Raw genomic sequence first — 23,325 nt, 5'->3', positions numbered from 1 at the left:
CGCAACCACTGAAATACATAAAATGAAACGACACGCTTAAAGCGTGTTTTTTTATGCCTAAAATTAAGTGAAATGAATAGCTCGTCGGTCTCAGCTCTGTATAAGCCAGCAAAGGTCGTCGGTTCAGCTTTCATAAGCTCTGGCTCCCGCAACCACTGAAATAATAAGTTATATTAAATCGACACGCAAAAAGCGTGTTTTTTTATGCCTGAAATTCAGTGAAACGGATAGCTCGTCGGTCTCAGTTCTCCATTAGCCAGCACTTTCATAAGCTCTGGCTCCCGCAACCACTGAAATACATAAAATGAAACAACACGCTTAAGGCGTGTTTTTTTATGCCTAAGATTTATATTTCTTTCCCTATAAAGCACTCTTAGATTTATACCCCAAGTAATATCTATAAATATTATAAACTTCTCTAAAAATGCGTTATTACTTAAAACTTTGTATAGTTTATGTTAAAACGGCACAAATAATTTTGGGTTGTTACACATGACTGAACTTTATCACTGGTTTGATTTAATCGGCATTGCTGTGTTTGCTGTTACAGGTACTTTGGTCGCACACGAAAAGAAAATGGATGGTTTTGGGGTTGTAGTATTAGCAGCGGTAACAGCGATTGGGGGCGGTACGGTTCGCGACCTCATATTAGATGTTCCGGTATTTTGGTTACACGATCAAAGTTTTTTTTATGCTATTTTAGCCGCGGTATTTATTACCACGCGGCTTATTAACAAGCAAAAGTCGATTCCGCACTACACATTACAAATTGCCGATGCATTTGGTTTAGCATTTTTTGCGGTAATGGGCACCCAAAAAGCCTTACTAGCCGGCATGCCAAATATGACCGCGATTATTATGGGTGTAATTACCGGTTGCTTTGGGGGCATGCTCCGTGATGTGCTTGCTCGCGAAATTCCTATGCTGCTAAAAGGCGAGTTATACGCTATTACCTGTATTGCTGGCGGTGTAGTTTACACGCTGGGAATTCATTTTTCGTTCGCGACCGAACTTGCCATGGTAATGGCAATGCTAACCACCTTATTGCTTCGTATTGCGGCTATTAAATGGCAAATCACAGTACACGTTTTTAAATATTCTGACTAAACTAATTAATTAAACCATTAATTAGGATAAGGAATGTCGCTAGCTCGCATTTATTCTCGTGCCCAAGTGGGTATAAACGCCCCCGAGGTTATTGTAGAAGTACACCTAGGTAATGGTTTACCGGCATTTAATATTGTTGGGCTGCCAGAGGCCTCAGTTAAAGAATCAAAAGACAGGGTGCGTAGCGCCCTAGAAAACTCTCAATTTGGTTTTCCTGATCAACGTATTACCGTAAATTTAGCCCCTGCCGATTTACCTAAAGATGGCGGGCGTTTTGACTTAGCCATTGCCGTAGGTATTTTAGTGGCCTCGGGGCAGGTAGTGTGTCCAGATATACATAAATATGAATTTTACGGTGAACTTGCCCTTAATGGTGAAGTGCGGGGAGTTAATGCCATTTTGCCTTCTGTACTTGCTGCAAAAGAGCAAAACCGTTGCTGCTTTTTACCTTTTACCAACGATAGCCTCGCAAGTTTGGTGAACGGCGTTAAGCGTAAAGCGGTTAACTCGTTACAAGAAGTATGGGGGGATTTATTAAATCAGCAGCCACTACCTTTAAATATTGAATACCCAGATTGCGCCCAGTCTCCCGACTTTTTACTTGATTTAAGTGATGTTAAAGGCCAACCCGGTGCTAAGCGAGTGCTAGAAATAGCCGCCGCTGGAGGCCATAACCTACTTTTTTTAGGTCCACCTGGTACGGGTAAATCTATGCTAGCGCAGCGTATGGCGACGATAATGCCAACCATGTCTGACGATGAGGCAATATCAACGGCTGCACTTTATTCTATTATTGGCCAATCAATTGATCTAAATAATTGGCGCCAACGGCCTTTTCGAAACCCACACCACACATGCTCGGCAGTCGCTTTAGTTGGTGGCTCTTCAAACCCTAAACCGGGTGAAATTTCACTTGCGCATAACGGCGTGTTATTTTTGGACGAGCTTCCGGAATTTGAACGTAAGGTACTTGATTCGCTGCGTGAACCCATGGAAACCGGCTCGGTGGTTATTTCGCGGGCAGCAAGGCAAATGGAGTTTCCGGCGCAGTTTCAGCTTATAGCCGCACTAAACCCAAGCCCTACCGGGTGTCATAATGATAAGCGAGCAACACCTGACCAAGTGATGCGCTATTTATCGCGCGTATCAGGCCCGTTTATAGACCGTATAGATTTACAAATAGAGCTGCCGCGACTAACCAGTGTTGAACTACAAAGTACCGAGCCTGAAGAAACCAGCGCCCAAGTAAGAGCCCGAGTAGAAGCGGCCTACAGTGCACAGCTAAAGCGCCAAGGTAAGGTGAATGCACGATTAAATAATAAAGAAATGAATATACATTGCACTTTAGCCCCTGCTGAGTTGCAGTTTTTAGCGCGCGCTAGCGAAAAGCTGTCGTTATCGCCACGCTCGTACCATAGGGTCATTAAAGTGGCGCGTACTATTAGTGATTTAAAAGGTGCAGAGCATATTAGTTTAGATGAGCTAAAAGAGGCGCTAAACTATCGCGCTTTTGAGCGGTTACTAGCGCAGTTAACTAAATAAACTAAACGCTGCTGGAAATAATACCGAACCGCAATAATGTTTAATTATTTTAAGGTGCTAAGCTCGGTGCTTGCTGCGTTTTTCTGCGTTTAAAATTTTAATGCGCTAAATTGAGAGCATGTAACCTTTACCGCGCACGGTTACAATGCGTTTTTGGTCTTTTTCATCGTATAGTTTTTTACGCAAACGGCCAATTAAAACATCCACAGTGCGGTCATTCGGGCTCCAATCTGGTTGGCCTATTTCTTCTGATATTTTTTCTCGCGAGGTTGCTTTACCTGCGTTGCTAATTAAACAAATTAGCACTTTGTGCTCGGCTTCGGTTAAGCGCGATTCAATACCTGATGAGGTAATTAATGTGCGGTTATCGGGGTGGAGCTTAAAGTCGGCGTATTCTATAAACTCTTCGCTTTCATCATCGTCTTGATTAATTGCAATACGTTTATAAAGTGCGCGCATGCGCAGCTCAAGTTCTAATAAATCAACAGGCTTACAAATATAGTCATCAGCACCTTGTGCAAGCCCTGCAATACGATCGGCTTGAGAGTCGCGGCTAGATAAAACAATCACGCCAATATCGGTCAAAGTGTTGAGCTCTTTGGCAAGCTGCAACCCATCACGCTTGGGTAATACAATATCAATAATGGCAAGAGAAATAGCACTGCGCAGGTTTACGCGTTGCCTGACTATGTTTAGGGCATCGGCACCTGTGGGGTCTATTTCTATCGAAAATTCGGTGTCTGTAAAGTGATTTTGGATGCGCTTAACGAGTAGCTCGTCGTCTTCAACCAATAAAACGTTAATTGCCATAGGACTTATTTTTGTATATTTATAGCTCTGTATGGTAGCACCAATCGTTAAATGCTGAGAAGGGGGCGGTGTAACTTTTCGGTAACTTTATGTTTCAGATATAAAAGGCTGCTTACCTAAGGTTGCTGTTTATGTGAGTAAGCTCAGCACATTTAGCTAAAAATGTGCTGAGCGCTGTGTTACTTATCTGAATACATTGCGTCCCACCACTGTGGTTCGCCTTTTAGTTGTTTATCAAAATAAGCAAGCATGGTGTTCCACCAATCAAAGCGTTTATCACGAGCAAAAATTTGATGGTCGGCGCCTTTATATTCAATAAGTTCTACGTCTTTATTTAAAAGCTTTAAGGCGGTATACATGGTTAAGCTTTCGCCAACAGGTACATTGGTATCGCTATCGCCGTGTAACAGTAGTAAAGGGGTCGTTACTTTATCGGCATGAAATACAGGGCTGTGATCGCTATAAAGTGAAGCGTTATTCCACGGAAAGCTATTTTTTGATGCTTCGCCTGAGTATAAATACCCCCACCAACCTTCGCCCCAATACGAGGTTAAGTTTGATATACCCGCATGCGCAATAGATGCACTAAACATGTCTGTTTTGGTGGCAAGTAGCATGGTCATGAAGCCTCCGTATGAGGCGCCTAAATTACCCACTTTTTTGCTATCAACAAAATCGTATTTTTTTAAAAAGGCCTGCGTACCTTGCATTATATCGCTAGCGGTATAATCGCCCCAGGCGTTAACGTGCTGAGCAGAAAATGTTTGCCCAAAGCCAGTTGCCCCTGTTGGCTGCAATACATAAACAACATAGCCATTTGCTGCCCACAAGTTAAATGGGTAGCGCCCTGTAAAACCACGGGTAACCGGTGAGGTGCCACCGTAGTAATAGACAAGTGCAGGGTGTTTTTTAGTTTTATCTAGGTTAGTAGGTAAGTACACACGCCCTGTAATTTCTACGCCGTCTTTATTTGTAAAGTTAAACTCTTCCAGAGTCGGTATTTGTGTATTAGCGTAGGCAAGCGGCTTAGAGTCCCAGATTAGGTCTGTTTTATTTTTACTTACATTTAAGCGTTTAAGCTGCTGAGGGGTGGATGCTGTGGTACCACTTAGTAGCACTTGCGGGTTTCTCTCGTGCGAGTAGCTAAATTGCTCAACGATATCTAAACCTGTATTCAGTTTTTTAAAGCGCTGTTTGCTTAAGTCATATAAATACAAAGGTTGGGTATCTTGCTCTGTTACTTTTATAAGTGCATCGCCGTTATCAAGCACATTTAATTCTCCTATAGCGGGGTCAAACTGCTTACTAAGCGCTTTTACGTTTTTACCGTTATCGCTAAGTAAGTACAATTGGCCGTCGTAATTATTAGCTAACATCCCTTTTGGAAGGGCACGGCCTGCGCCATTTTTAAAATCTGGGCCAGCAACAACGTACACATCTTTGTTGGCGTACTTTGCATGGTTAAAGGTTTTAAATTTACCAAAAGACGTTATTTTATTCGATTGTAAGTCAAGTTCCACCAGTTCAGTTTCTGGGTGGGTGGTGGATTGCATAACCATAACTTGGCGGCTCATTAATACTTTGCCATGATTAGTGTTTGCATCTTCAAAGCTATGCGAAATAGGGCCTTGGCTAAGCGCTTTGGTTAAGCCGCTGTGGGTGTCTAACATATAGAGCTGATTTACGTTGCGTGCGTATGACCATCTATCTTGAAGGCCTTTGTAGTGCTTAGTTAAGCTGTTGTTGTCTTCGGGGGTTTTAGACCAGCTAAAAATAAGGCTGTTGTTATCATAAAAATTAAAGTTACTCGCGCCTTCAAGCTCTCTGGCCAATGTTTTAATGCTGAGGTCTTTACGGTTTAGCTGTTTTAGCTCACTCCCTAGCATATAAACTAAAAATTGATTATTGGGGCTCCATACCATATTGCTTGGTTGCTGGCCTTCAAAACGATACAAGGTTTGATTTTGGCTATTTTTAAGCTCAGTTACCACGTTTGCTTGGTTAGCTGTTTTATTTGAATAGCTGTGCGTGCTGGTAACGTATTGCTTAGCATCGGGCGCTAAAGAAAGTCCACTAATGGTGGGTGCATCAAAAAGTTGCTCGGCTGAAAGTCGCTTAGTTGTAGAGGTGTTAATTGTAATGTTGTCAGTGTCGGCTTTGGGTTCAAAATCGAGAGAAACGTTGTTCCAGTTAGCCACTTGTTGCGCCACTACAATCACACTATGAGAGCCATTAGTTAACGATAAAGAGTATATGTGGTTATCGCCTTTTTGAAGCTTGGCATCAATAAACAACTGAGCGTTCTCTATCCCTTTTATAGTTAATGTGCCTTGGCTATAGCGGGTTGTTTCAATATTGAACTTAAGCGCTTGTAGGCCACCTAAAGTAAGTGCGTTTACTTTATTAAACGGCTGCCAGCTATGCTTTTTACCAAATACAGACACACTTTGCGTATTACGTTGCAACTGCTCTAATAAGTTATTAATAATGACTTGGCCGTGTGGTGTTTGAAATGGCTTAACTTGCATGTTTTCGCCTAAAGGGCCAATAAACTCGATATTTGATTTATCAAGCGGGGCTGCTATTGCTGTCAAGCTCAAGTTGCCAAGAGCAAAAAAGGTAGCTGCTTGTTTTAGTAATTTATTTTTTGTGGTCCAAGGTGAGCTAATTCTCATATTTGTGCCTATTATTGATAGTTATTTGGCCAAATATAGCATGTATTGTTACCATGCCCATATGTTCAACTCATCGGAGAAAAAGTGACTTTACTGATTGTGTACATGGTTGCTGCCATTGTTATTTCTTTTTTATGCTCTGTAATGGAAGCTGTACTGTTAAGTATTTCGCCCAGCTATGTGGCGCTATTACGCAAAAAACAGCCTGAACTTGCAAAGCAGCTCGAAAAACTAAAAAATAATGTAGATCAACCGCTTGCTGCAATACTAACGCTCAACACGGTTGCTCATACTGCGGGTGCTGCAGGCGTGGGGGCGCAAGCCGCTGTGGTTTTTTCAGATGCGGCAGTAGGAATTGCCTCTGCCATAATGACACTCTTAGTATTGGTACTTTCAGAGATTATTCCAAAAACCTTAGGGGCCAATTATTGGCGTGCCTTAACCCCTAGCGTGACCTATTCTTTACGCTTTTTAGTGATATCGCTAAAACCATTTGTGTGGCTTGCTCAAAAGCTTACTAATTTAATGGGGGCCAAGCACGATGAGGCTTTTTATATTCGCCAAGAAATAGAAGCTATGGCAGATATAGGCACCGAAACAGGGGCAATCCATGCCGATGAGTCAGAAATAATCCGCAACCTTTTACATTTTAGGCATGCTAAATTAACCGACTTAATGACGCCGCGTACTGTGCTGTATAAAGTGCATAAAGGGTTAACGGTCGATCAGTACATGAGCGAGCACGGCTCGTCTTCATTTTCGCGCGTGTTAGTATTTGATAAAGACGCCGATGACATAATTGGCTTTGTGCATAAAAACGACATTATGTTGGCTTATCACCGCTTAGGTACCGATTATAAAATTAGCAAATTAGTTAAGCCTATTCATACGGTACCCGAAGGGCATAATGTGTCATCGCTACTACAAACCTTACTTAAACAGCGTACTCACATATGTTTAATTGTTGATGAATACGGTGATGTTCAAGGCATTGTAACCCTAGAGGATATGATAGAAGCCCTTATGGGGCTTGAAATTGTTGATGAGCGCGACCAATCGACCAATATGCGCATGGTCGCCAAGCAGCGCTGGCGCCAGCGTTTAGCAAGCAGCGAGCACATAGTTAGTGAAGATGACGACACGCCCCGAGATAATAAATAATTACGACGGGGTTGAAGGTTAGCGTTTAATTGTGCCCCCCGTCGTATTTACCCAGTTTAGTGCCCACTCTATAAAATCGTCTTTGGCTTTAGGGCAGGTAAACAAAAATCCTTGCATGGCTAAATTAGTGCGGTAGTTTTTTAAGTAGAGTGATTCTTCGGCGCGCTCTACGCCTTCGGCCACAAGGGCTAATTGCTCTTGGCTGGCAATATCAACCAGTGAGCTGACCACCACTTGCGAAAACTGATCTGTTTCAATATTACTAATAAGTGTACGGTCAATTTTTATTTCAGTAAAAGGCAGGCGCTTAATCTGGTTCATGTTGGTAAAGCCAACACCAAAGTCATCCAATGATATGCCAAAGCCATGCATTCTTAATCTGTTTAAGGTTTCTAGTTGAGAAAGGCTAGACAGCGCATGTTGCTCGGTAATCTCTAAAATTATATCACTAGGTGATAGCTCATTGAGCTGCAATATAAGCATCAGCTTGTTGGGACAGCTTAAATCATCTAATTGTGTGGGAGATAGGTTAAAAGCCAGTTTTAGATGCGCAGCAATGTTTGTCCGTATAGCTTTTAAATCGCTGGTGGCTTGCTCAAATAAGCTAAAGGTAATTTGATTAATTAACCCCGATTGCTCCGATAACGAAATAAACCGATTGGGCGAGATAATTTCGCCAGTGTGCGTTTTAACGATACGCGCTAGCACCTCAATACTTTCTATTTCGCTGGTTTGAGAATTTATTTTTGGCTGATAGTAAGGGATTATCTCGTTTAAATTGATTGCCTCATGCAATGCTTTTTCTGAAATAGAGGCATGAGAAAGGTCGTTATGTACTGCTAAGTGCTTTGCTTTTTGTAAAACGGTTTTTACTTGGCTAAGTTGCACGGGTTTAGCTAAATTTGCGACTAAATGAATATTGCTATGGCGCGCTAAATTGGCGGCTAGGTTAATAACCTTATGATCCATTTCCGAAATTATAACTACTGCGCCTGTAAAATTAAGCTCGCCTAGTTTTCTTATAAACTCCATACCATCCATTTCAGGCATGTTTAAGTCTGTAAATACAATGTCGTAAAAGTTTATATCGTCGGTTACGTGAGTTAGCGCTTGCTGAGCACTCAGGCATTTTGTAACTTTATTCGAGACTCCTAGCTCATTTAAAATGGCCTCCATAACAATTAAAATCGCCTTTGAGTCATCCACAACTAAAATATTGGGTACCGAAATCGACATGCTCTATCCTTGTAACTGCTTAATATATTAGTACTGTAAAAATAGCGCCTGATCAGCCTTTTGTCAGCTTAGTTTTATATTATTTTTTATCTTCTAAGTGCTTTTGCGCTTATAGTTTAAGGCAATTCGTGTTTTTTAAATTCATCGGTATACTAGCGCCATTGTTTTAACTGGTTTTAGTCATGATAAAAATCGATCTCATGCTTGCAGAGCAACCATTAACGCTAATGGTATCTGGGCATAAAATAGTACAAATATTTCATAATCAACAGGCCATAAGCTTTACAACACCCAAAGAGCATTACGCCGAATTTACTTTAGATAATAAGCAAATAGGGATTGATAGCTCACATGTTCATGAGCAGTCTTTATCGTTATTTGTTGATGGTGTGTTTGCTACTGAATTAGCTTTACCTGCGCCGGTAAATAGCCAGCCCAAAAAAGGCTTTTTAGGGCTAGCGGCACTGGGCTTTAAATTATTTAAAAGTGCAAAAGTAATTAAGGTGGCTTTAGCGAGTGCATCGGTTGCCGGCTATGCCTGGTTATTTAGTATTGAATTTGCACTAATGCTAATTGCCTGTTTAGTGGTACATGAGTACGGACACGTTAGAGCCATGAAATACTTTGGCATAAAAACCAAGGGTATTTACCTTATTCCTTTTGTAGGCGGATTGGCTGTTAGTGACGATAAAATAACAACGCGCTGGCAAGATGTAGTTATATCACTCATGGGGCCAGCGTTTGGTTTATTTACCTCAGTGCTGGGTGTGGTTTTATATTACGCCACCGAAATGGACATATTTGCCGGTGTTGCAGTATTAAGCGCACTACTTAACTTATTTAATCTACTACCCATTTTACCGCTTGATGGTGGGCATGTTTTAAAAAGTATCAGCTTTTCAATGCGCTCTTGGGTCGGTTTAAGTGTGTGCTTACTCGGTGTGTTATTTGGCTTATGGCTGAGCTACACATTTGGCTTAATGTTGCTGGTGTTCTTTTTGTTTGTTGGCGCACTGGAAATCGTATTTGAATGGCGCGGCCGACATTACTCGCATTTATTGCCGCTTGATAAATACGGCCAAGGTTTTTCAGCCGCTATGTACGCCATTGTAGTTGCAGGCCATGTGGCAGTAATGATGCACTTTGCAGATTCAGAAAACCCAATATTGAGCCTGCCGATGACGATTTTATCAAGCTAATCGCTATACGCGCAGTATACCTAAATACTGCGCGTTATTAAGGGTTAGTAAAAGCTCAGCACTAGCGATATAAATACCCCCGTTACAAATAACTGCACAACACAAAACCCCATAATGTCTTTTGCTTTTAACCCTGCAATGGCTAATACCGGTAAAGCCCAAAAGGGTTGAATTAAATTGGTCCACGCATCGCCCCACGCAACCGCCATAGCAACACGTGATATATCGGCGCCCAGCTCTTGCGCTGCGGGTATAACAATAGGTGCTTGTACTGCCCATTGGCCGCCGCCAGAAGGTACAAACATATTAACGAGTCCTGCACTTATAAAGCTAAAAAATGGCAAGCTATCGGCATCAGCAACAGCTATAAAACCACGCGATATTTGTTGTGCTAAACCGCTGTCGACCATGACTGCCATTATGCCCGCGTAAAACGGAAATTGAATGACAATACCTGCGCCGCTAGGAATTGCTTGTTGCAAGCTATTAAGCAAGTTATGGGGTGTTTGGTGCAAGGTAATGGCTAAAAACAAAAACACAGCAATAATGCTGTTTAGGTTTAGGCTACCGCCTGCAACTATAAAGTAATACCCTAAATAGCAAAGGCCAAGTAAACCAATCGAAATGCCAAGCAGCTTTGTGTGTTCTAAATGCTGAGCAGGGCGAGTAATTTTTTCATGTGCGGGCGGGGGCTCTTTAATAAGTGCTGGGTCTATATATACGCTGTTTTTATCACTGGGTAGCATGTAGCGGTTAACCAACGGCATAATAATAAATAAGCCAATTAATATTGCTATGTTAAAACCAGCAAATAGGGTTTGCTCGGTACTAATTATGCCAATGCTATTTTGTGAAAAGTGCCCTTCGGTAGCAATCGTAAGCGGAATTGAGCCTGCTAAGCCGCCATGCCACACCACAAAGCCAGAATAAGCACTGGCAACTAATAGGCGGTAATCGACCTGTGTTTGCCTTGCAATTGCTTTGGCAAATAAAGCCCCAATAACTAAGCCAAACCCCCAATTAAGCCAGCTGGCTAATAGCGAAATAAGCGTGACTAAAATAATCGCTTTTGGCGCTGAATTAGCAAGCGCCGCCAGTTTGTTTAATAACGAATTGATAATGGGCGTGCTTGCTAGCATGTAACCTGTAATCAGCACTAACAGCATTTGCATGGCAAAGCTAAGCAGGTTCCAAAAACCACTCCCCCATGCGTTAATAACTTCAATATGTGTTGCGGGGGTAAAAATACTAGCAGAGAGTAAAGTAATTAAGCTCAGCAATATGACAAATATAAAAGGGTCGGGTAAGTAGCGCTCTACTAATTTGGTAAACGGTGTGGCAATTTTATTAAGCATAATGTGTCTGTGTGTTTTTTAGTCTTATTATAATTAATCATGCTCTTAGCACATTAGCAAACCCGCATTTAGTCTTATATTTTAAGGCCTGAGCATCTTATAGGTTGAACAAAATTTAATCCTAAAAGGGTAACAGGCCTTACTTAAAGGCTTAAACGTTGCTTAAAAGCATGGCTTACAGTAACGTACTGTTTATAGATAATTTACTAACAAAGATTTTGTATCATGCCGGTAATATTTAAGAGGCTAGCGCTACTTGTTCGTGCTCATATCGATCAGCTGAGCTGGCAAGCCGTGGTGCTTGCAATACTTGCTCATATGTTAGTGACTTGGGGGCTGCTATTTATTGCAAATGAGCAAGCGCTTACCTCGTTTACGACCTTTTTTTACTACTACACAGTAACTACCTCAACAGTGGGTTACGGCGATTTTAGCCCAACCAGCGAGTTGGGGCGTTGGGTAGTGGCTTTAATACAAATTCCGTTTGGATTAGCTTTATTTGGCGTTCTGTTAGGAAAAACAGGGCAAACAGTGACTTACTTAATTAGGCGCGCTATGACTGGTGATAAAAACTTTGCTCACAGTAACAACCACATTATTATTTTTGGTTGGCACGATACCCGAACAAAAAAAATGATTGATTATATCCTTGCCGATACCAAACGTACCGACCGCCGTATTTTGTTGGCGGTGACCGAGCAAATGGATCACCCATTTTTAACTAATGAAAATGTCGACTTTGCCCGCCTAACAAGTTTTACCGATTTAGAAGAACTTGAGCGCGTAGCTATTAGCCGTGCCGACAAAGTTATTATTGATGGGCAAGATGACGACCAAACATTTACAACGGCACTGCGTATTAGCCGTTTAGTTAAAGATGAGTGCCATATTAGCGCGCACTTTTTAGATGAAACCAAGGTCGATATGTTGCTTGAGCATTGTCAAAATGTAGAGTGTAGTAGCGCTAAGTCGGCTGAGATTTTAGTACGCTCAATGCAAGACCCAGGCTCGAGTCGAGTACAAGAAGAGCTGTTATCTACATTGCACGGCGACACGCAGTTTAGCCTAGCTATTCCAAGTGAATGCGAAGAGATGGAGTTTGGTACTTTATTTCATCATTTTAAGCATGACTATAATGCTATTTTGTTAGGGGTGGCGCATAACTTAAGTGCACAAAATATGGATTTAAATCCGCCACTTGATTACAAGGTAAATGCGGGCGATATCCTGCACTACATTGCCCTTGAACGTGTGCTAACAAATGAAGTAGATTGGCAAAGCTTGGCCAAATAACCAAGGCTTAGGTTAAATAATGAATGAAGTAGTATTTTTAATAATTATTTTAAGCGCTTATATATTACCCGTGGTGATAGTGGTTAATAGTAAGCGCACCCAAGGCCACGAAAAAAACGGCTGGTTATTAGGCGTAATTATTTTTTCGTGGCTGGGGCTTTTTATGTATTTTACGATTGTGCCCAAGCATGGTCACAAAAAAAGAAAGAAGAATAAACCGTCATAGGTCTATTCTAGCTGCTTAAGTTTGTGCTCAACCAGCGGGTCATCTGGCACTATTTGTTGGGCAACTTCTAATAACTGAATAGCATCATTTGGGTGTTCATCTTGATGTTTAAGTGCGACATCTATTAACGGCTGAATATCTATTTTAGCCTGATGTTCTTGCACATGTACTTCTTTTTCATCTGCTAAAATCTGATGTGCTGTACTTAATAATGCCAAGCGGTGAGGCGAAGTCGCATTTGCCTTATTTAGGCTTTGATAATACTCTTCTTTTAAGCGCAAGGTTTTGGTTTGCAAACGAAACTGCGCTATATCAATCTGCTGGTGGCGTATAAAATCAACAGCCACTTGTTTGTAAAAGCCAAACTTAGTGAGGTAGCTTGCGTGGGTACCGTGGCCCATGCCAAACACTCTTAAATGAGTCAGTTGCGGGTACCGCTTAGCATGTAGGCGGTCTATTTTATTGGTGGGGTCATAAATTATATACCCCTTAGCATGGCCTAAATCGAGGTCGTTATACTCACTTTGCCAATCAAATTGCTGCGCAAGCTCTGTGCTGGAGCGGGTGTCCCACGGAACTGTTTCGGTGTTTTTGGTGCTAACAGGATGAAAAAATAAAACCTGATCTAATTTAAGTAATTTTGCAAATGCGCCAACAGCAAAACCACCGCGACTAAGGCCATAGCCTAAGCGGCACTTAAACGGTGTAAGTAAGCTTGATAACTGCTCCAAAAAGAAGATTAAATTACGGCTTCTAAACCAATTGCTTTTGCCTAAATGTTGGAACGAAATAACATTTACATTTTGTTTTTGCGCTAAGTGATAGCCCCAAGGGGCAAAGTCATCGGTTAGGTCGTGTTCTTGGACGTTGGTGCCCGCGGGGGAAAAAGTAAAAAGCAGGGGCTTATTTAAATCAACAAATTCGTATTTTACATACACATCGCCGAGTAGGTCGCCGCCACACATAGGCAGCTTAGTTTGTTGTTCATCACGGCAAAGCGTTAACCATTCATCTAACCAATACAGTAGTTTCATTAATCCCCCAATTATAACTCGCGGGGGATCGTATCAAACACGGCCAAATGAGGTCAAACATAGCCAAGCTCTAGCCCGTTAATGATTAGCTACTATTACAGCTTGATATTTGCTTACTGAGCTTAATTGCTCATGGCTATTATTTGCTCCCAGTCGTTTTGTGTGACTGGCATTACCGAAAGACGGCCTGCTTTTTTAAGGGCTAATTCGGTAATTGCCTCGTTAGCTTTAATGTCTTTTAAGCTTACGCGTTTGTTTAAATGGCTTTTATAGGTTACTTCAACTACAAACCAGCGCGGTTTATCACTAGTGGCTTTCGCATCGTAATAGTCACTATTTAAATCAAACTGAGTTGGGTCGGGGTAGGCTTCTTTAGTAACAGTGGCTATGCCCACAACGCCCACTTGTTTGCAGCTAGAGTGGTAAATAAATACTAAGTCACCCAATTTTATATCGTCACGCATAAAGTTACGTGCCTGATAATTACGCACGCCTTCCCACAGGGTGGTTTGTTGCGGCGCTGTTTTTAAGTCATCAATCGAAAAAGCATCGGGCTCAGTTTTAAATAGCCAATAATTCATAGCGTTACTCATTTAGTTAGATTTACATAGCTGCATTGTATAGTATCATTAGCTTATCTGGGGATTGAGAGAACAACAAATGAGCCAAGTATTAGATGATTTATTATCGTTATTGTCACTTGAAGAAATTGAACAAGGTTTATATCGTGGGCAAAGCCAAGATTTAGGGTTTAGAGCGGTATTTGGTGGTCAAGTAATGGGGCAGGCGTTGTCTGCTGCAAAAGAAACGCTACCAAAAGGACGTGTTGTTCATTCATTACACTCTTACTTTTTACGCCCCGGCGACGCCGCTAAACCGATTGTTTACGACGTAGAAACCATCCGCGATGGTAAAAGCTTTAGCACCCGCCGAGTAAGCGCTATTCAATACGGTAAACCTATTTTTTATATGACTGCGTCGTTTCAGGGTGAAGAAGAAGGCTTATCGCATCAAGCAACCATGCCTAATGTACCGCCACCAGAGGAGCTTCGCTCGTCGCTTGAGTTTTATCAAGAAAACGCCCACCACATACCCGAGGTGATCCGTAATAAGTTTATACGCGAAATGCCCATTGAAATGCGCCCGGTTACTTTTCATAACCCGTTTAAGCCAGAGGTTATTGAGCCCGTAAAGCACATTTGGATTAAAGCCAATGGCGATATGCCCGACGATCAACGCATTCATAATTACTTATTAGCGTATGCCTCTGACTTTGAGTTTTTACCTACGGCATTACAGCCTCATGGCGTATCGTTTATGCAGCCAAATATGCAAGTGGCAACGATTGACCATGCTATGTGGTTCCACCGCCCATTTAGAATGGACGATTGGATTTTATATACCATAGACAGCCCAAGTGCTAGTTCTGGGCGAGGCTTGGTAAGAGGCCAGTTTTTTGACCGCCAAGGTAATTTAGTCGCATCAACGATTCAAGAAGGGGTGATGCGCCAGCGTTAATTTGATTAGACTTGCTGGCAATAGACTGGCTGTTAAGCGCAAATTAGCAGTGCTTTCGCTAAAGGTTTTGCCAAGAGGTAAGCGTCTTTATGTAGCATTGTTGTTCAATAACTAAACGTACAAAAAAGCCTCAACATGTTAAATGTTGAGGCTTTTTTAATGGTGTTTAATTAAAGCTTAAATTATAGCAGCACGGCTAATTACATTGATCTTGCACTATGTCGCTAACCGATTGCCATATACGTGCAGGTAATAAGGTTTTTAAGTACATGTATATTTCACACAGTTGTGTACTACCGTGAATACCATTTTGACCTTCAGTAATTAGCAGCTCACCGCGTAAATTATCAATAAAGCTTACCAGTACTTTTTTATCAAAAAACTCCGGGGTTTTAATGCCGTGTAAGGTGCCTAAACGGTTCGCCAGTACTTGGCTTTCACGCTCTAGTTCGGCTTTTTCAATTCCGTTACTGGTTTGAATAAAGCCCACAACAATGGCATAACGTTGCAACGTAAAGCTAAGCGACCTTCCTAGCATTTCAAGTTTGGCTAATGAATCATTCGTGTTAGTAACATGAATGGTATCGCCATCAAGCTCAATTAAGTTTTGATCGCTAAAGTTAGCCAAAATACGGCTTATGTAGTTTTCATCTAGCGGCTGTAAATACCATTCTTTTGCAAACAGAGGGTAAAAAGCCGAAACAAGCTTTTGGCATTGCTCAACCGTACTACTGTGTTGCTTAAATAAGTGCAAAGCAATAAGGCTTGGCACAGCAAATAAGTGCAAAATATTATTACGATAATAGTTAAACAGGGTTTTTTCTTTATCGTTAATTGCAATAATTTCGCCAAATTCATCGCTAATAACATCAAACTTATTAAGCTTAATGGCGTGCGCTAATAGCTGCTCTGGTGTTTCATCGGGGGCGGTGACTTTATCGCTATAGCTTGCATCGCGTTGTAGGCGTAGGTAAAAATCTAGTTGCGCTAATAGCTTAGGCTTACTTAACGCGTGCTTGTCGTTAACTAGCAAAATCATAGCCAGTAAATTCACAGCGTTAAGTGCTGCGGCATTATTAATTTTTACCATTACTTGGTCGGCCAATGCGGCTACTTGAGGGCCTAGCCATTGCGGCTTTTGCACATCGGTAGGGTGTATTGCATCGCGCCAATCAGGTTGGTTGTCATTTAAGTATTGGTTTATAGAAATAGGGTCGCCAAAGTTTAAGTAACCACGGCCGTAATTTTTAAGGTTTTTAATGGCTTTAAAAATACCAAAAATGGACTCGCCTTTTTTATCTTTACCGGCAAGCTCTTTTAAGTAGGTATTGATTTCCATTACATGTTCATAGCCAATGTATACTGGCACAATAGAAACTGGACGGTCTATGCCACGTAGCATTGCTTGCAATGTCATGGCGAGCATACCGGTTTTTGGCGGTAGTAATCGGCCTGTGCGGCTGCGCCCGCCTTCAGTGTAAAACTTAACTGAGTAACCTTTAATAAATAGCTGGCTTAAATACTCTTTAAATACGGCTGAGTAAAGTTTATTACCGGCAAACGAGCGGCGGATAAAAAACGCCCCTGAGCGGCGAAAAATACCACCGGCAGGGAAAAAGTTAAGATTAATGCCCGCGGCAATATGCGGCGGCACCAAACCTTGATGGTATATAGCATAGGTAAGTAACAAGTAATCCATGTGGCTGCGATGACACGGCATATAGATTATCTCGTGACCTTTATTTGTTAGCTCATGAATCTGCTCGGTGTATTTTATATCTATACCGTTATAAAGCTTAGTCCACAGCCAGGTTAAAATTCTGTCGCCTACACGTATCATTGCCTCAGAGTAATTAGCGGCAATTTCATCTAGTAGTTTTAACGCGTTTTGGCGGGCTTCTGTTTGGCTTATTCCTTTTGACTTTGCTTCATCTTGAATCGCTTTTTTTATTGTCGGCGAAGCCAAAAGTGAGTTAAATAATTGCTCGCGCGAGGGCATTTTAGGGCCCGTAGCGGCCAGTTTTTGACGTTTAAAGTGCACCCGAGCAACTCGTAATAGTTTTTGTGGTAGCTCATTTACGTCGGCTTTTTCGTTCACGATAAGTGATAAATCGAGTGGCTGGCTAAAGCGAATAAAGTTATCGCGCCCAGAAAACAGCACAACAAAGAATTTTCTAAACCAACTAGGCGTAAGAGAGTGGGTAATTAAGGTACGAATACCTGGCTTTTCTTTACCTGGGTCGCGCCCCCATAAAATAGTTACCGGCACCACTTGTACATTCTTTTGCCCGCTATTTAATAAATGCTCAACTATTTGCTTACCCTGTGATAAAGCGGCGGTCGGTTTCGCGGTATCGCCAAATAAAGGCGGCGGATTTTTAATACCAATAAAGCGGGCCAACTCTTGGTTTCCTAACGTTTGATATTCGCATGGGTTAGGCAAACCATGCTTTTTACATACATTAGTAAGCGCGGCTAAATCGAAACGCGAATTTAAACGTACTATATAAAAAGTAGGGTGTTCAGGATTAAGGTCATATTGTTCTATTGGGCTTTGGGGAAGGACCTTACTTTTTACCAAAACACGGCTTACGCAGCTAGTAAGAAAATTCAAACAATAATTTAATAAACGCATCGACTCACCATATTGAGAGTATTAAAAGCAAAATTAGCGCATAGGATACCATAATATCTATAAAATCCTGTAATTTGCGTAATCGGTTAAATTATAAACATAAGACTAATTTGGCGCTGAGCAGTTCAATTATAGCTATAAATAACCCGTGGCGGTTATTTGGGCAGCCTTACACCCATAATTAATTTGCAATTAGTTGTTGCATTTATCACCAATATCACTATAATACGCAGGCTTTCAAGATTCCTCTGGAACTTGAAGGGATAAATTAAGCTTGGATTTCAAGCTAATAAACAGGAGTTCCGATTTGGAACTCATCGTAGATATAAATCAACAACCGGCATCTTAATTATTAAGATTGTTTCGGTCGTTTTTTTATGCTCTTTAAATGCTCTTTATATTGAGGTTTAAGAATGTCAAATCAACGCATTCGTATTCGCCTAAAAGCTTTTGACCACCGTTTGATTGACCAATCAACGGCGGAAATCGTGGAAACTGCGAAACGCACAGGCGCACAAGTACGTGGTCCAATCCCACTACCTACACGCTTTGAACGTTTTACTGTACTAACTTCACCGCACGTAAACAAAGATGCGCGTGATCAGTACGAGATCCGCACCCATAAACGTCTGATCGACATCGTAGAACCAACTGACAAGACTGTTGACGCATTAATGCGTTTAGATCTTGCTGCTGGTGTTGATGTTCAAATCAGCCTGGGTTAATCGAAAGATTAGAGAGGTTATAGGAAAATGGCATTAGGTCTAGTCGGTCGTAAAGTGGGTATGACACGTATCTTCACTGAAGATGGTGTATCTATCCCTGTGACAGTTATCGAAGCGACTCCTAACCGCATTGCTCAGATCAAATCTGACGCAACAGACGGTTATAACGCGCTTCAAGTAACCGCAGGCACTAAAAAAGCAAGCCGTGTAAACAAAGCAGCAGCGGGTCATTTCGCTAAAGCTGGTGTTGAAGCGGGTCGCGGTCTGTGGGAATTCCGCCTAAATGGTGGTGAAGGCGATTTTGAAGTAGGCGCTGAGCTTACTGTTGAATTATTCAACGAAATCAACAAAGTTGACGTAACCGGTACTTCTAAAGGTAAAGGTTTCCAAGGTGGTGTTAAGCGCTGGAATTTCAGCATGCAAGACGCTACTCACGGTAACTCTCTATCTCACCGTGCTCCTGGTTCAATCGGTCAAAACCAATCACCTGGTAAGGTGTTTAAAGGTAAGAAAATGGCCGGTCATATGGGTGCTGAGCGTGTAACGACTCAAAACTTAGAACTAGTTCGCGTTGACGCTGAGCGTAACTTGCTTTTAGTTAAAGGTGCAGTACCTGGCGCTATCGGCGGTGACGTTATCGTTAAACCAGCTGTTAAAGCATAAGTCCTGGAGATTTAGTGATGGAATTAGCAATTAAAGACGCTTCTGGCGCTCTTGAAGTTTCTGAAGCTACTTTTGGACGTGAGTTTAACGAAGCATTAGTACACCAAGTAGTTGTTGCATACGCAGCAGGTGCTCGTCAAGGTACTCGTGCTCAGAAGACACGTTCTGAAGTAAGCGGTGGTGGTAAAAAACCATGGGCTCAAAAAGGTACTGGCCGTGCACGTGCTGGTACAATCCGTAGTCCAATTTGGCGTTCAGGTGGCGTTAGCTTCGCAGCTAAACCACAAGACCACAGCCAAAAAGTAAACCGTAAAATGTACCGCGGTGCGATCAAAAGCATCTTATCTGAATTAGTTCGTCAAGAGCGTTTAATCGTTGTTGAAAGCTTTGGTCTTGAAGCACCAAAGACTAAAGAACTAGTTTCTAAGCTTAAAGAACTTGAGCTTAAAGATGTTCTTATCGTGACTGAAGAAGTAGATGAAAATCTTTTCTTATCGGCACGTAACCTGTACAAGGTTGACACGCGTGATGTAGCTGGTATCGATCCTGTAAGCTTAATTGCTTTCGACAAGGTACTTATTACAGCTGCTGCTGTTAAGCAACTTGAGGAGGCGCTAGCATGATCCGTGAAGAACGTCTTTTAAAAGTGATCCTTGCTCCACATATCTCTGAAAAAAGCACAATTGCTGCTGAAGAAAACAATACTATTGTTTTTAAAGTAACAAATGACGCAACTAAAGCTGAAATTAAAGCAGCAGTTGAGAAGCTTTTTGAAGTAGAAGTAACGGGTGTTCGCACACTTAACGTTAAGGGTAAAACAAAACGTACTGGCATGCGTTTCGGTCGTCGTAGCGACTGGAAGAAAGCTTACGTTACTCTTAAAGAAGGTAGCGAGCTAGACTTTGTCGGCGGCGCCGAGTAATAAGGGGAGTTAGAATTATGGCACTTCAAAAGTGTAAACCAACTTCTGCGGGTCGTCGTCACCTAGTTAAAGTGGTTAACCCAGATTTACATAAGGGTAAACCTTACGCACCACTATTAGAGAAAAACTCTAAATCAGGTGGTCGTAATAACAATGGTCGTATTACGGTTCGTCATATCGGTGGTGGTCATAAGCATCATTACCGTTTAATCGATTTTAAACGTACTAAAGATGGCATTCCAGCCACTGTTGAGCGTTTGGAATATGATCCAAACCGTAGCGCAAACATCGCTCTTGTATTATATGCAGACGGTGAGCGTCGTTACATTATCGCACCTAAAGGCTTAAAAGCTGGCGATGCAATCCAGTCTGGTGTTGATGCACCAATCAAGCCTGGTAATGCATTACCTATGCGTAACATGCCTGTAGGTTCGACTGTTCACAACGTAGAATTAAAACCAGGTAAAGGTGCTCAAATCGCACGTTCTGCTGGTGCATACGTTCAAATCCTTGCGCGTGATGGTCAATACGTAACATTACGTCTTCGTTCTGGCGAAGTACGTAAAGTACAATCTGATTGTCGTGCAACGCTAGGTGAAGTAGGCAATGCTGAGCATATGCTTCGTTCACTTGGTAAAGCAGGTGCAAATCGCTGGCGTGGTATTCGTCCGACAGTTCGTGGTGTTGCCATGAACCCGGTAGATCACCCACACGGTGGTGGTGAAGGTCGTACATCTGGTGGTCGTCATCCTGTGTCTCCATGGGGTAAGCCTACTAAAGGTGCTAAGACGCGTAAGAACAAGCGTACGGATAAATTTATAGTACGTCGTCGTACTAAGTAATATTGAGGAATAGCCATGCCACGCTCTCTCAAGAAGGGTCCTTTTATAGACCTACACTTGCTGAAGAAGGTAGAGAAAGCTTTGGAAAGCGGTGAAAAGAAGCCAATTAAAACTTGGAGCCGTCGTTCAATGATCATACCTAACATGATCGGATTGACCATTGCTGTCCATAATGGTCGCCAGCATGTACCAGTTTTCGTTTCTGACGAAATGATCGGTCACAAACTAGGTGAATTTGCACCAACTCGCACTTACCGTGGCCATGCCGCGGATAAGAAAGCGAAGAAACGCTAAGAGGGGAATGATAAATGCAAGCATTAGCTAAACATAAATTCGCCTCTGGTTCGGCGCAAAAAGCTCGTCTAGTTGCAGATCAGATCCGCGGACTACCTGTCGATCGCGCTCTAGAAATCCTGGCGTACAGCCCGAAAAAAGCGGCTGTATTAGTTAAAAAAGTACTTGAGTCTGCTATTGCTAACGCAGAGCATAACGAAGGTGCTGACATTGATGAGCTTCGTGTAACTACGATTTTTGTGGACGATGGTCCTACAATGAAACGTATTATGCCACGTGCTAAAGGACGCGCAGACCGCATCCTTAAGCGTACAAGCCACATCACTGTTGTGGTTTCAGATAGCTAGGAGTATAAGTAATGGGACAAAAAGTTCATCCTACTGGTATTCGCCTAGGTATATCTAAACCTTGGGTTTCTACCTGGTACGCGAGTTCTAAAGATTTCTCTGATCAGCTTTTTGGCGATCACAAAGTACGTACTTTCCTTACAAAGGAATTAAAAGCGGCTTCTGTGTCTAAAATCGTTATTGAGCGTCCAGCAAAATCGATCCGCGTAACAATTCACACGGCTCGTCCGGGTGTTGTTATCGGTAAAAAAGGCGAAGACGTTGAAAAGCTACGTCAAGCGGTAACTAAGATCGCAGGTGTACCTGCTCAGATTAATATTTCTGAAGTACGTAAACCAGAGTTAGATGCACAACTAGTAGCAGACGGCATTGCCTCTCAGCTAGAGCGTCGTGTTATGTTCCGTCGCGCTATGAAGCGTTCGGTACAAAATGCAATGCGCATCGGTTCTAAAGGGATCAAAGTTGAAGTTAGCGGTCGTCTTGGCGGCGCAGAAATCGCACGTTCAGAATGGTATCGTGAAGGTCGTGTACCTCTACATACTCTTCGTGCTGATATCGACTACGCAACTTCTGAAGCCTTAACCACTTATGGTATCATTGGTGTTAAAGTTTGGATCTTCAAAGGCGAAGTTATTGGTGGTTTACCACTAGTACAAGAGCAAGAGAAGCCAGCTAAACGCGCACCAAAGAAAGCCAAGAAAAGTGCTAAGTAGAGGTAGCGAGTAATGTTACAGCCAAAACGTACAAAATTCCGTAAAATGCACAAAGGCCGCAACCGCGGTTTAGCGCAAAACGGTAACAAAGTAAGCTTCGGTACTTTCGGTTTGAAAGCTACTGGTCGTGGCCGCATGACTGCTCGTCAAATCGAAGCAGCTCGTCGTGCTATGACGCGTCACGTGAAACGTCAAGGTAAAATCTGGATCCGTGTCTTCCCTGACAAGCCGATCACAGAAAAGCCTCTTGAAGTTCGTATGGGTAAAGGTAAAGGTTCTGTTGAATATTGGGTTGCTGAAATTCAGCCTGGTAAAGTACTTTACGAAATGGAAGGTGTTTCTGAAGAGCTTGCTCGTGAAGCGTTTGACCTTGCAGCTCGTAAACTGCCATTCAAAACAACTTTCGTAACTCGGACGGTAATGTGATGAAAGCAAGCGAACTAAAAGACAAAAGCGTAGAAGAGCTAAATGCTGAACTTCTAGGACTTCTTCGTGAGCAGTTTAACCTGCGCATGCAAGCAAGCACTGGTCAGTTAGCTCAGACACACACGCTAAGAACAGTACGTCGCGATATCGCGCGTGTAAAAACAATTATTAACCAGAAGGCAGGTCAATAATGAGCGATAAAATTCGTACTCTTCAAGGCCGTGTAGTAAGCGACAAGATGGAAAAATCTTTCACTGTTGCTATCGCACGTTACGTGAAGCACCCAATCTATGGGAAATTCATCAAACGTACTACTAAGCTACACGTACATGACGAAAACAACACAGCAAAAGCGGGTGACGTAGTTACTATCCGTGAATGCGCACCAATTTCTAAGAATAAATCTTGGACTTTAGTAGACGTTGTTTCTAGTCCAAAACAAGCTTAATTTTTAAATTAAGTAAGTTTTGTAAAAAAGCCCTGGCATTAGCCGGGGCTTTTTGTTTGCGTTTAAAAAAAACTGTAAGTTTGAAGCTTTCAGTTCTCAGCTGCTTGATCTGACCCCGATAAAGTAGACACGGGGTTTTAATTCATTGATTCAT

At 42.2% G+C, this 23,325-nt stretch carries 25 protein-coding genes; 18 read left to right on the top strand and 7 right to left on the bottom strand.

Annotated elements, in window-relative coordinates:
* The first annotated feature begins 492 nt into the window (after positions 1-492).
* Positions 493-1,107, top strand: coding sequence for a trimeric intracellular cation channel family protein (locus tag AN395_RS19095; RefSeq protein WP_024031973.1), 615 nt, complete (start codon positions 493-495; stop codon positions 1,105-1,107).
* A gap of 33 nt (positions 1,108-1,140) precedes the next feature.
* The gene (locus tag AN395_RS19090; RefSeq protein WP_054983960.1) at positions 1,141-2,649 is read left to right on the top strand and encodes a YifB family Mg chelatase-like AAA ATPase; all 1,509 of its coding nucleotides are present in this window, start codon (positions 1,141-1,143) and stop codon (positions 2,647-2,649) included.
* Between the two features lie 105 nt (positions 2,650-2,754).
* Here the strand turns inward: AN395_RS19090 and AN395_RS19085 are convergent, their stop codons facing one another.
* Together AN395_RS19085 and AN395_RS19080 are read right to left on the bottom strand one after the other, a co-directional pair.
* Positions 2,755-3,459, bottom strand: coding sequence for a response regulator transcription factor (locus tag AN395_RS19085; protein ID WP_004588673.1), 705 nt, complete (start codon positions 3,457-3,459; stop codon positions 2,755-2,757).
* 179 nt (positions 3,460-3,638) lie between these two features.
* Positions 3,639-6,134 (bottom strand): S9 family peptidase, encoded by a 2,496-nt coding sequence (locus AN395_RS19080; RefSeq protein WP_054983959.1) that lies wholly within the window; start codon positions 6,132-6,134, stop codon positions 3,639-3,641.
* A gap of 84 nt (positions 6,135-6,218) precedes the next feature.
* Here AN395_RS19080 and AN395_RS19075 point away from each other — a divergent pair, with 84 nt between their 5' ends.
* Positions 6,219-7,295, top strand: coding sequence for a CNNM domain-containing protein (locus AN395_RS19075; protein ID WP_004588675.1), 1,077 nt, complete (start codon positions 6,219-6,221; stop codon positions 7,293-7,295).
* Between the two features lie 18 nt (positions 7,296-7,313).
* Here the strand turns inward: AN395_RS19075 and AN395_RS19070 are convergent, their stop codons facing one another.
* Positions 7,314-8,531, bottom strand: coding sequence for an EAL domain-containing protein (locus AN395_RS19070; protein WP_004588676.1), 1,218 nt, complete (start codon positions 8,529-8,531; stop codon positions 7,314-7,316).
* A gap of 182 nt (positions 8,532-8,713) precedes the next feature.
* On the opposite strand from AN395_RS19070, the gene AN395_RS19065 reads away from it, so the two are divergent.
* Complete coding sequence (locus AN395_RS19065) at positions 8,714-9,730, top strand: metalloprotease (protein WP_054983958.1); 1,017 nt, start codon at positions 8,714-8,716, stop codon at positions 9,728-9,730.
* 44 nt (positions 9,731-9,774) lie between these two features.
* Here the strand turns inward: AN395_RS19065 and AN395_RS19060 are convergent, their stop codons facing one another.
* The gene (locus AN395_RS19060) at positions 9,775-11,085 is read right to left on the bottom strand and encodes a short-chain fatty acid transporter (protein ID WP_054983957.1); all 1,311 of its coding nucleotides are present in this window, start codon (positions 11,083-11,085) and stop codon (positions 9,775-9,777) included.
* A gap of 225 nt (positions 11,086-11,310) precedes the next feature.
* Between AN395_RS19060 and AN395_RS19055 the strand changes: the two genes are divergently transcribed.
* Positions 11,311-12,378, top strand: a complete 1,068-nt coding sequence (locus AN395_RS19055; protein ID WP_024031979.1) for a potassium channel family protein — start codon at positions 11,311-11,313, stop codon at positions 12,376-12,378.
* 19 nt (positions 12,379-12,397) lie between these two features.
* Positions 12,398-12,604 carry a PLDc N-terminal domain-containing protein gene (locus AN395_RS19050; protein ID WP_004588680.1) on the top strand — a complete coding sequence of 69 codons (207 nt, stop codon included), beginning with the start codon at positions 12,398-12,400 and terminating at the stop codon, positions 12,602-12,604.
* 2 nt (positions 12,605-12,606) lie between these two features.
* Here AN395_RS19050 and AN395_RS19045 read toward each other — a convergent pair whose 3' ends face one another.
* Together AN395_RS19045 and AN395_RS19040 are read right to left on the bottom strand one after the other, a co-directional pair.
* Positions 12,607-13,638 (bottom strand): hypothetical protein, encoded by a 1,032-nt coding sequence (locus AN395_RS19045; RefSeq protein WP_054983956.1) that lies wholly within the window; start codon positions 13,636-13,638, stop codon positions 12,607-12,609.
* A gap of 122 nt (positions 13,639-13,760) precedes the next feature.
* On the bottom strand, positions 13,761-14,219 hold the full coding sequence (locus AN395_RS19040; RefSeq protein WP_054983961.1) for an EVE domain-containing protein: 459 nt from the start codon (positions 14,217-14,219) through the stop codon (positions 13,761-13,763).
* Positions 14,220-14,298: 79 nt separating this feature from the next.
* On the opposite strand from AN395_RS19040, the gene tesB reads away from it, so the two are divergent.
* The gene (gene tesB / locus AN395_RS19035) at positions 14,299-15,156 is read left to right on the top strand and encodes an acyl-CoA thioesterase II (RefSeq protein ID WP_004588683.1); all 858 of its coding nucleotides are present in this window, start codon (positions 14,299-14,301) and stop codon (positions 15,154-15,156) included.
* A 196-nt stretch (positions 15,157-15,352) separates the two neighbouring features.
* Here tesB and plsB read toward each other — a convergent pair whose 3' ends face one another.
* On the bottom strand, positions 15,353-17,791 hold the full coding sequence (plsB, locus tag AN395_RS19030; RefSeq protein ID WP_054983955.1) for a glycerol-3-phosphate 1-O-acyltransferase PlsB: 2,439 nt from the start codon (positions 17,789-17,791) through the stop codon (positions 15,353-15,355).
* Between the two features lie 413 nt (positions 17,792-18,204).
* Here plsB and rpsJ point away from each other — a divergent pair, with 413 nt between their 5' ends.
* Genes rpsJ through rpsQ form a run of 11 tightly spaced genes read left to right on the top strand, consistent with a single transcriptional unit; the run spans position 18,205 to position 23,171 of the window.
* Positions 18,205-18,516: a 30S ribosomal protein S10 gene (gene rpsJ, locus AN395_RS19025; protein WP_002957900.1), complete on the top strand. Its 312-nt coding sequence runs from the start codon at positions 18,205-18,207 to the stop codon at positions 18,514-18,516.
* A 27-nt stretch (positions 18,517-18,543) separates the two neighbouring features.
* Positions 18,544-19,179, top strand: coding sequence for a 50S ribosomal protein L3 (gene rplC / locus AN395_RS19020; RefSeq protein WP_004588685.1), 636 nt, complete (start codon positions 18,544-18,546; stop codon positions 19,177-19,179).
* Positions 19,180-19,196: 17 nt separating this feature from the next.
* A complete protein-coding gene (gene rplD, locus AN395_RS19015; protein WP_004588686.1) occupies positions 19,197-19,802 on the top strand; it encodes a 50S ribosomal protein L4 in 606 nt (201 codons plus the stop codon).
* Entirely contained in the window at positions 19,799-20,101 is a 303-nt protein-coding gene (gene rplW / locus AN395_RS19010) for a 50S ribosomal protein L23 (RefSeq protein WP_004588687.1), read from the top strand. The genes rplD and rplW overlap by 4 nt, the downstream gene beginning before the upstream one ends.
* Positions 20,102-20,118: 17 nt before the next feature.
* A complete protein-coding gene (gene rplB / locus AN395_RS19005) occupies positions 20,119-20,943 on the top strand; it encodes a 50S ribosomal protein L2 (RefSeq protein WP_004588688.1) in 825 nt (274 codons plus the stop codon).
* 15 nt (positions 20,944-20,958) lie between these two features.
* Positions 20,959-21,237, top strand: coding sequence for a 30S ribosomal protein S19 (gene rpsS / locus AN395_RS19000; RefSeq protein WP_004588689.1), 279 nt, complete (start codon positions 20,959-20,961; stop codon positions 21,235-21,237).
* Positions 21,238-21,251: 14 nt separating this feature from the next.
* Positions 21,252-21,584, top strand: coding sequence for a 50S ribosomal protein L22 (rplV, locus tag AN395_RS18995; protein WP_004588690.1), 333 nt, complete (start codon positions 21,252-21,254; stop codon positions 21,582-21,584).
* Positions 21,585-21,595: 11 nt separating this feature from the next.
* Complete coding sequence (gene rpsC / locus AN395_RS18990; protein ID WP_004588691.1) at positions 21,596-22,297, top strand: 30S ribosomal protein S3; 702 nt, start codon at positions 21,596-21,598, stop codon at positions 22,295-22,297.
* Positions 22,298-22,309: 12 nt separating this feature from the next.
* Positions 22,310-22,723 (top strand): 50S ribosomal protein L16, encoded by a 414-nt coding sequence (gene rplP, locus AN395_RS18985; RefSeq protein WP_002957890.1) that lies wholly within the window; start codon positions 22,310-22,312, stop codon positions 22,721-22,723.
* Positions 22,723-22,914, top strand: coding sequence for a 50S ribosomal protein L29 (gene rpmC, locus AN395_RS18980; protein WP_004588692.1), 192 nt, complete (start codon positions 22,723-22,725; stop codon positions 22,912-22,914). The genes rplP and rpmC overlap by 1 nt, the downstream gene beginning before the upstream one ends.
* Positions 22,914-23,171, top strand: coding sequence for a 30S ribosomal protein S17 (rpsQ, locus tag AN395_RS18975; RefSeq protein WP_004588693.1), 258 nt, complete (start codon positions 22,914-22,916; stop codon positions 23,169-23,171). Before rpmC ends, rpsQ begins: the two co-directional genes overlap by 1 nt.
* Positions 23,172-23,325: the final 154 nt, after the last annotated feature.

It is taken from the genome of Pseudoalteromonas sp. P1-30 (assembly GCF_001400005.1).
Taxonomy (GTDB): domain Bacteria; phylum Pseudomonadota; class Gammaproteobacteria; order Enterobacterales; family Alteromonadaceae; genus Pseudoalteromonas; species Pseudoalteromonas atlantica.
This window is presented reverse-complemented; position numbering and strand designations above follow the sequence as displayed.

What these genes read in the sequence shown, in the direction of transcription:
- AN395_RS19095 (WP_024031973.1), top strand. Translation starts at nt 493, where the DNA reads ATGACTGAACTTTATCACTGGTTTGATTTAATCGGCATTGCTGTGTTT.
- AN395_RS19090 (WP_054983960.1), top strand. Translation starts at nt 1,141, where the DNA reads ATGTCGCTAGCTCGCATTTATTCTCGTGCCCAAGTGGGTATAAACGCC.
- AN395_RS19085 (WP_004588673.1), bottom strand. Translation starts at nt 3,459, where the DNA reads ATGGCAATTAACGTTTTATTGGTTGAAGACGACGAGCTACTCGTTAAG.
- AN395_RS19080 (WP_054983959.1), bottom strand. Translation starts at nt 6,134, where the DNA reads ATGAGAATTAGCTCACCTTGGACCACAAAAAATAAATTACTAAAACAA.
- AN395_RS19070 (WP_004588676.1), bottom strand. Translation starts at nt 8,531, where the DNA reads ATGTCGATTTCGGTACCCAATATTTTAGTTGTGGATGACTCAAAGGCG.
- AN395_RS19065 (WP_054983958.1), top strand. Translation starts at nt 8,714, where the DNA reads ATGATAAAAATCGATCTCATGCTTGCAGAGCAACCATTAACGCTAATG.
- AN395_RS19060 (WP_054983957.1), bottom strand. Translation starts at nt 11,085, where the DNA reads ATGCTTAATAAAATTGCCACACCGTTTACCAAATTAGTAGAGCGCTAC.
- AN395_RS19055 (WP_024031979.1), top strand. Translation starts at nt 11,311, where the DNA reads ATGCCGGTAATATTTAAGAGGCTAGCGCTACTTGTTCGTGCTCATATC.
- AN395_RS19050 (WP_004588680.1), top strand. Translation starts at nt 12,398, where the DNA reads ATGAATGAAGTAGTATTTTTAATAATTATTTTAAGCGCTTATATATTA.
- AN395_RS19045 (WP_054983956.1), bottom strand. Translation starts at nt 13,638, where the DNA reads ATGAAACTACTGTATTGGTTAGATGAATGGTTAACGCTTTGCCGTGAT.
- AN395_RS19040 (WP_054983961.1), bottom strand. Translation starts at nt 14,219, where the DNA reads ATGAATTATTGGCTATTTAAAACTGAGCCCGATGCTTTTTCGATTGAT.
- tesB (WP_004588683.1), top strand. Translation starts at nt 14,299, where the DNA reads ATGAGCCAAGTATTAGATGATTTATTATCGTTATTGTCACTTGAAGAA.
- plsB (WP_054983955.1), bottom strand. Translation starts at nt 17,791, where the DNA reads ATGCGTTTATTAAATTATTGTTTGAATTTTCTTACTAGCTGCGTAAGC.
- rpsJ (WP_002957900.1), top strand. Translation starts at nt 18,205, where the DNA reads ATGTCAAATCAACGCATTCGTATTCGCCTAAAAGCTTTTGACCACCGT.
- rplC (WP_004588685.1), top strand. Translation starts at nt 18,544, where the DNA reads ATGGCATTAGGTCTAGTCGGTCGTAAAGTGGGTATGACACGTATCTTC.
- rplD (WP_004588686.1), top strand. Translation starts at nt 19,197, where the DNA reads ATGGAATTAGCAATTAAAGACGCTTCTGGCGCTCTTGAAGTTTCTGAA.
- rplW (WP_004588687.1), top strand. Translation starts at nt 19,799, where the DNA reads ATGATCCGTGAAGAACGTCTTTTAAAAGTGATCCTTGCTCCACATATC.
- rplB (WP_004588688.1), top strand. Translation starts at nt 20,119, where the DNA reads ATGGCACTTCAAAAGTGTAAACCAACTTCTGCGGGTCGTCGTCACCTA.
- rpsS (WP_004588689.1), top strand. Translation starts at nt 20,959, where the DNA reads ATGCCACGCTCTCTCAAGAAGGGTCCTTTTATAGACCTACACTTGCTG.
- rplV (WP_004588690.1), top strand. Translation starts at nt 21,252, where the DNA reads ATGCAAGCATTAGCTAAACATAAATTCGCCTCTGGTTCGGCGCAAAAA.
- rpsC (WP_004588691.1), top strand. Translation starts at nt 21,596, where the DNA reads ATGGGACAAAAAGTTCATCCTACTGGTATTCGCCTAGGTATATCTAAA.
- rplP (WP_002957890.1), top strand. Translation starts at nt 22,310, where the DNA reads ATGTTACAGCCAAAACGTACAAAATTCCGTAAAATGCACAAAGGCCGC.
- rpmC (WP_004588692.1), top strand. Translation starts at nt 22,723, where the DNA reads ATGAAAGCAAGCGAACTAAAAGACAAAAGCGTAGAAGAGCTAAATGCT.
- rpsQ (WP_004588693.1), top strand. Translation starts at nt 22,914, where the DNA reads ATGAGCGATAAAATTCGTACTCTTCAAGGCCGTGTAGTAAGCGACAAG.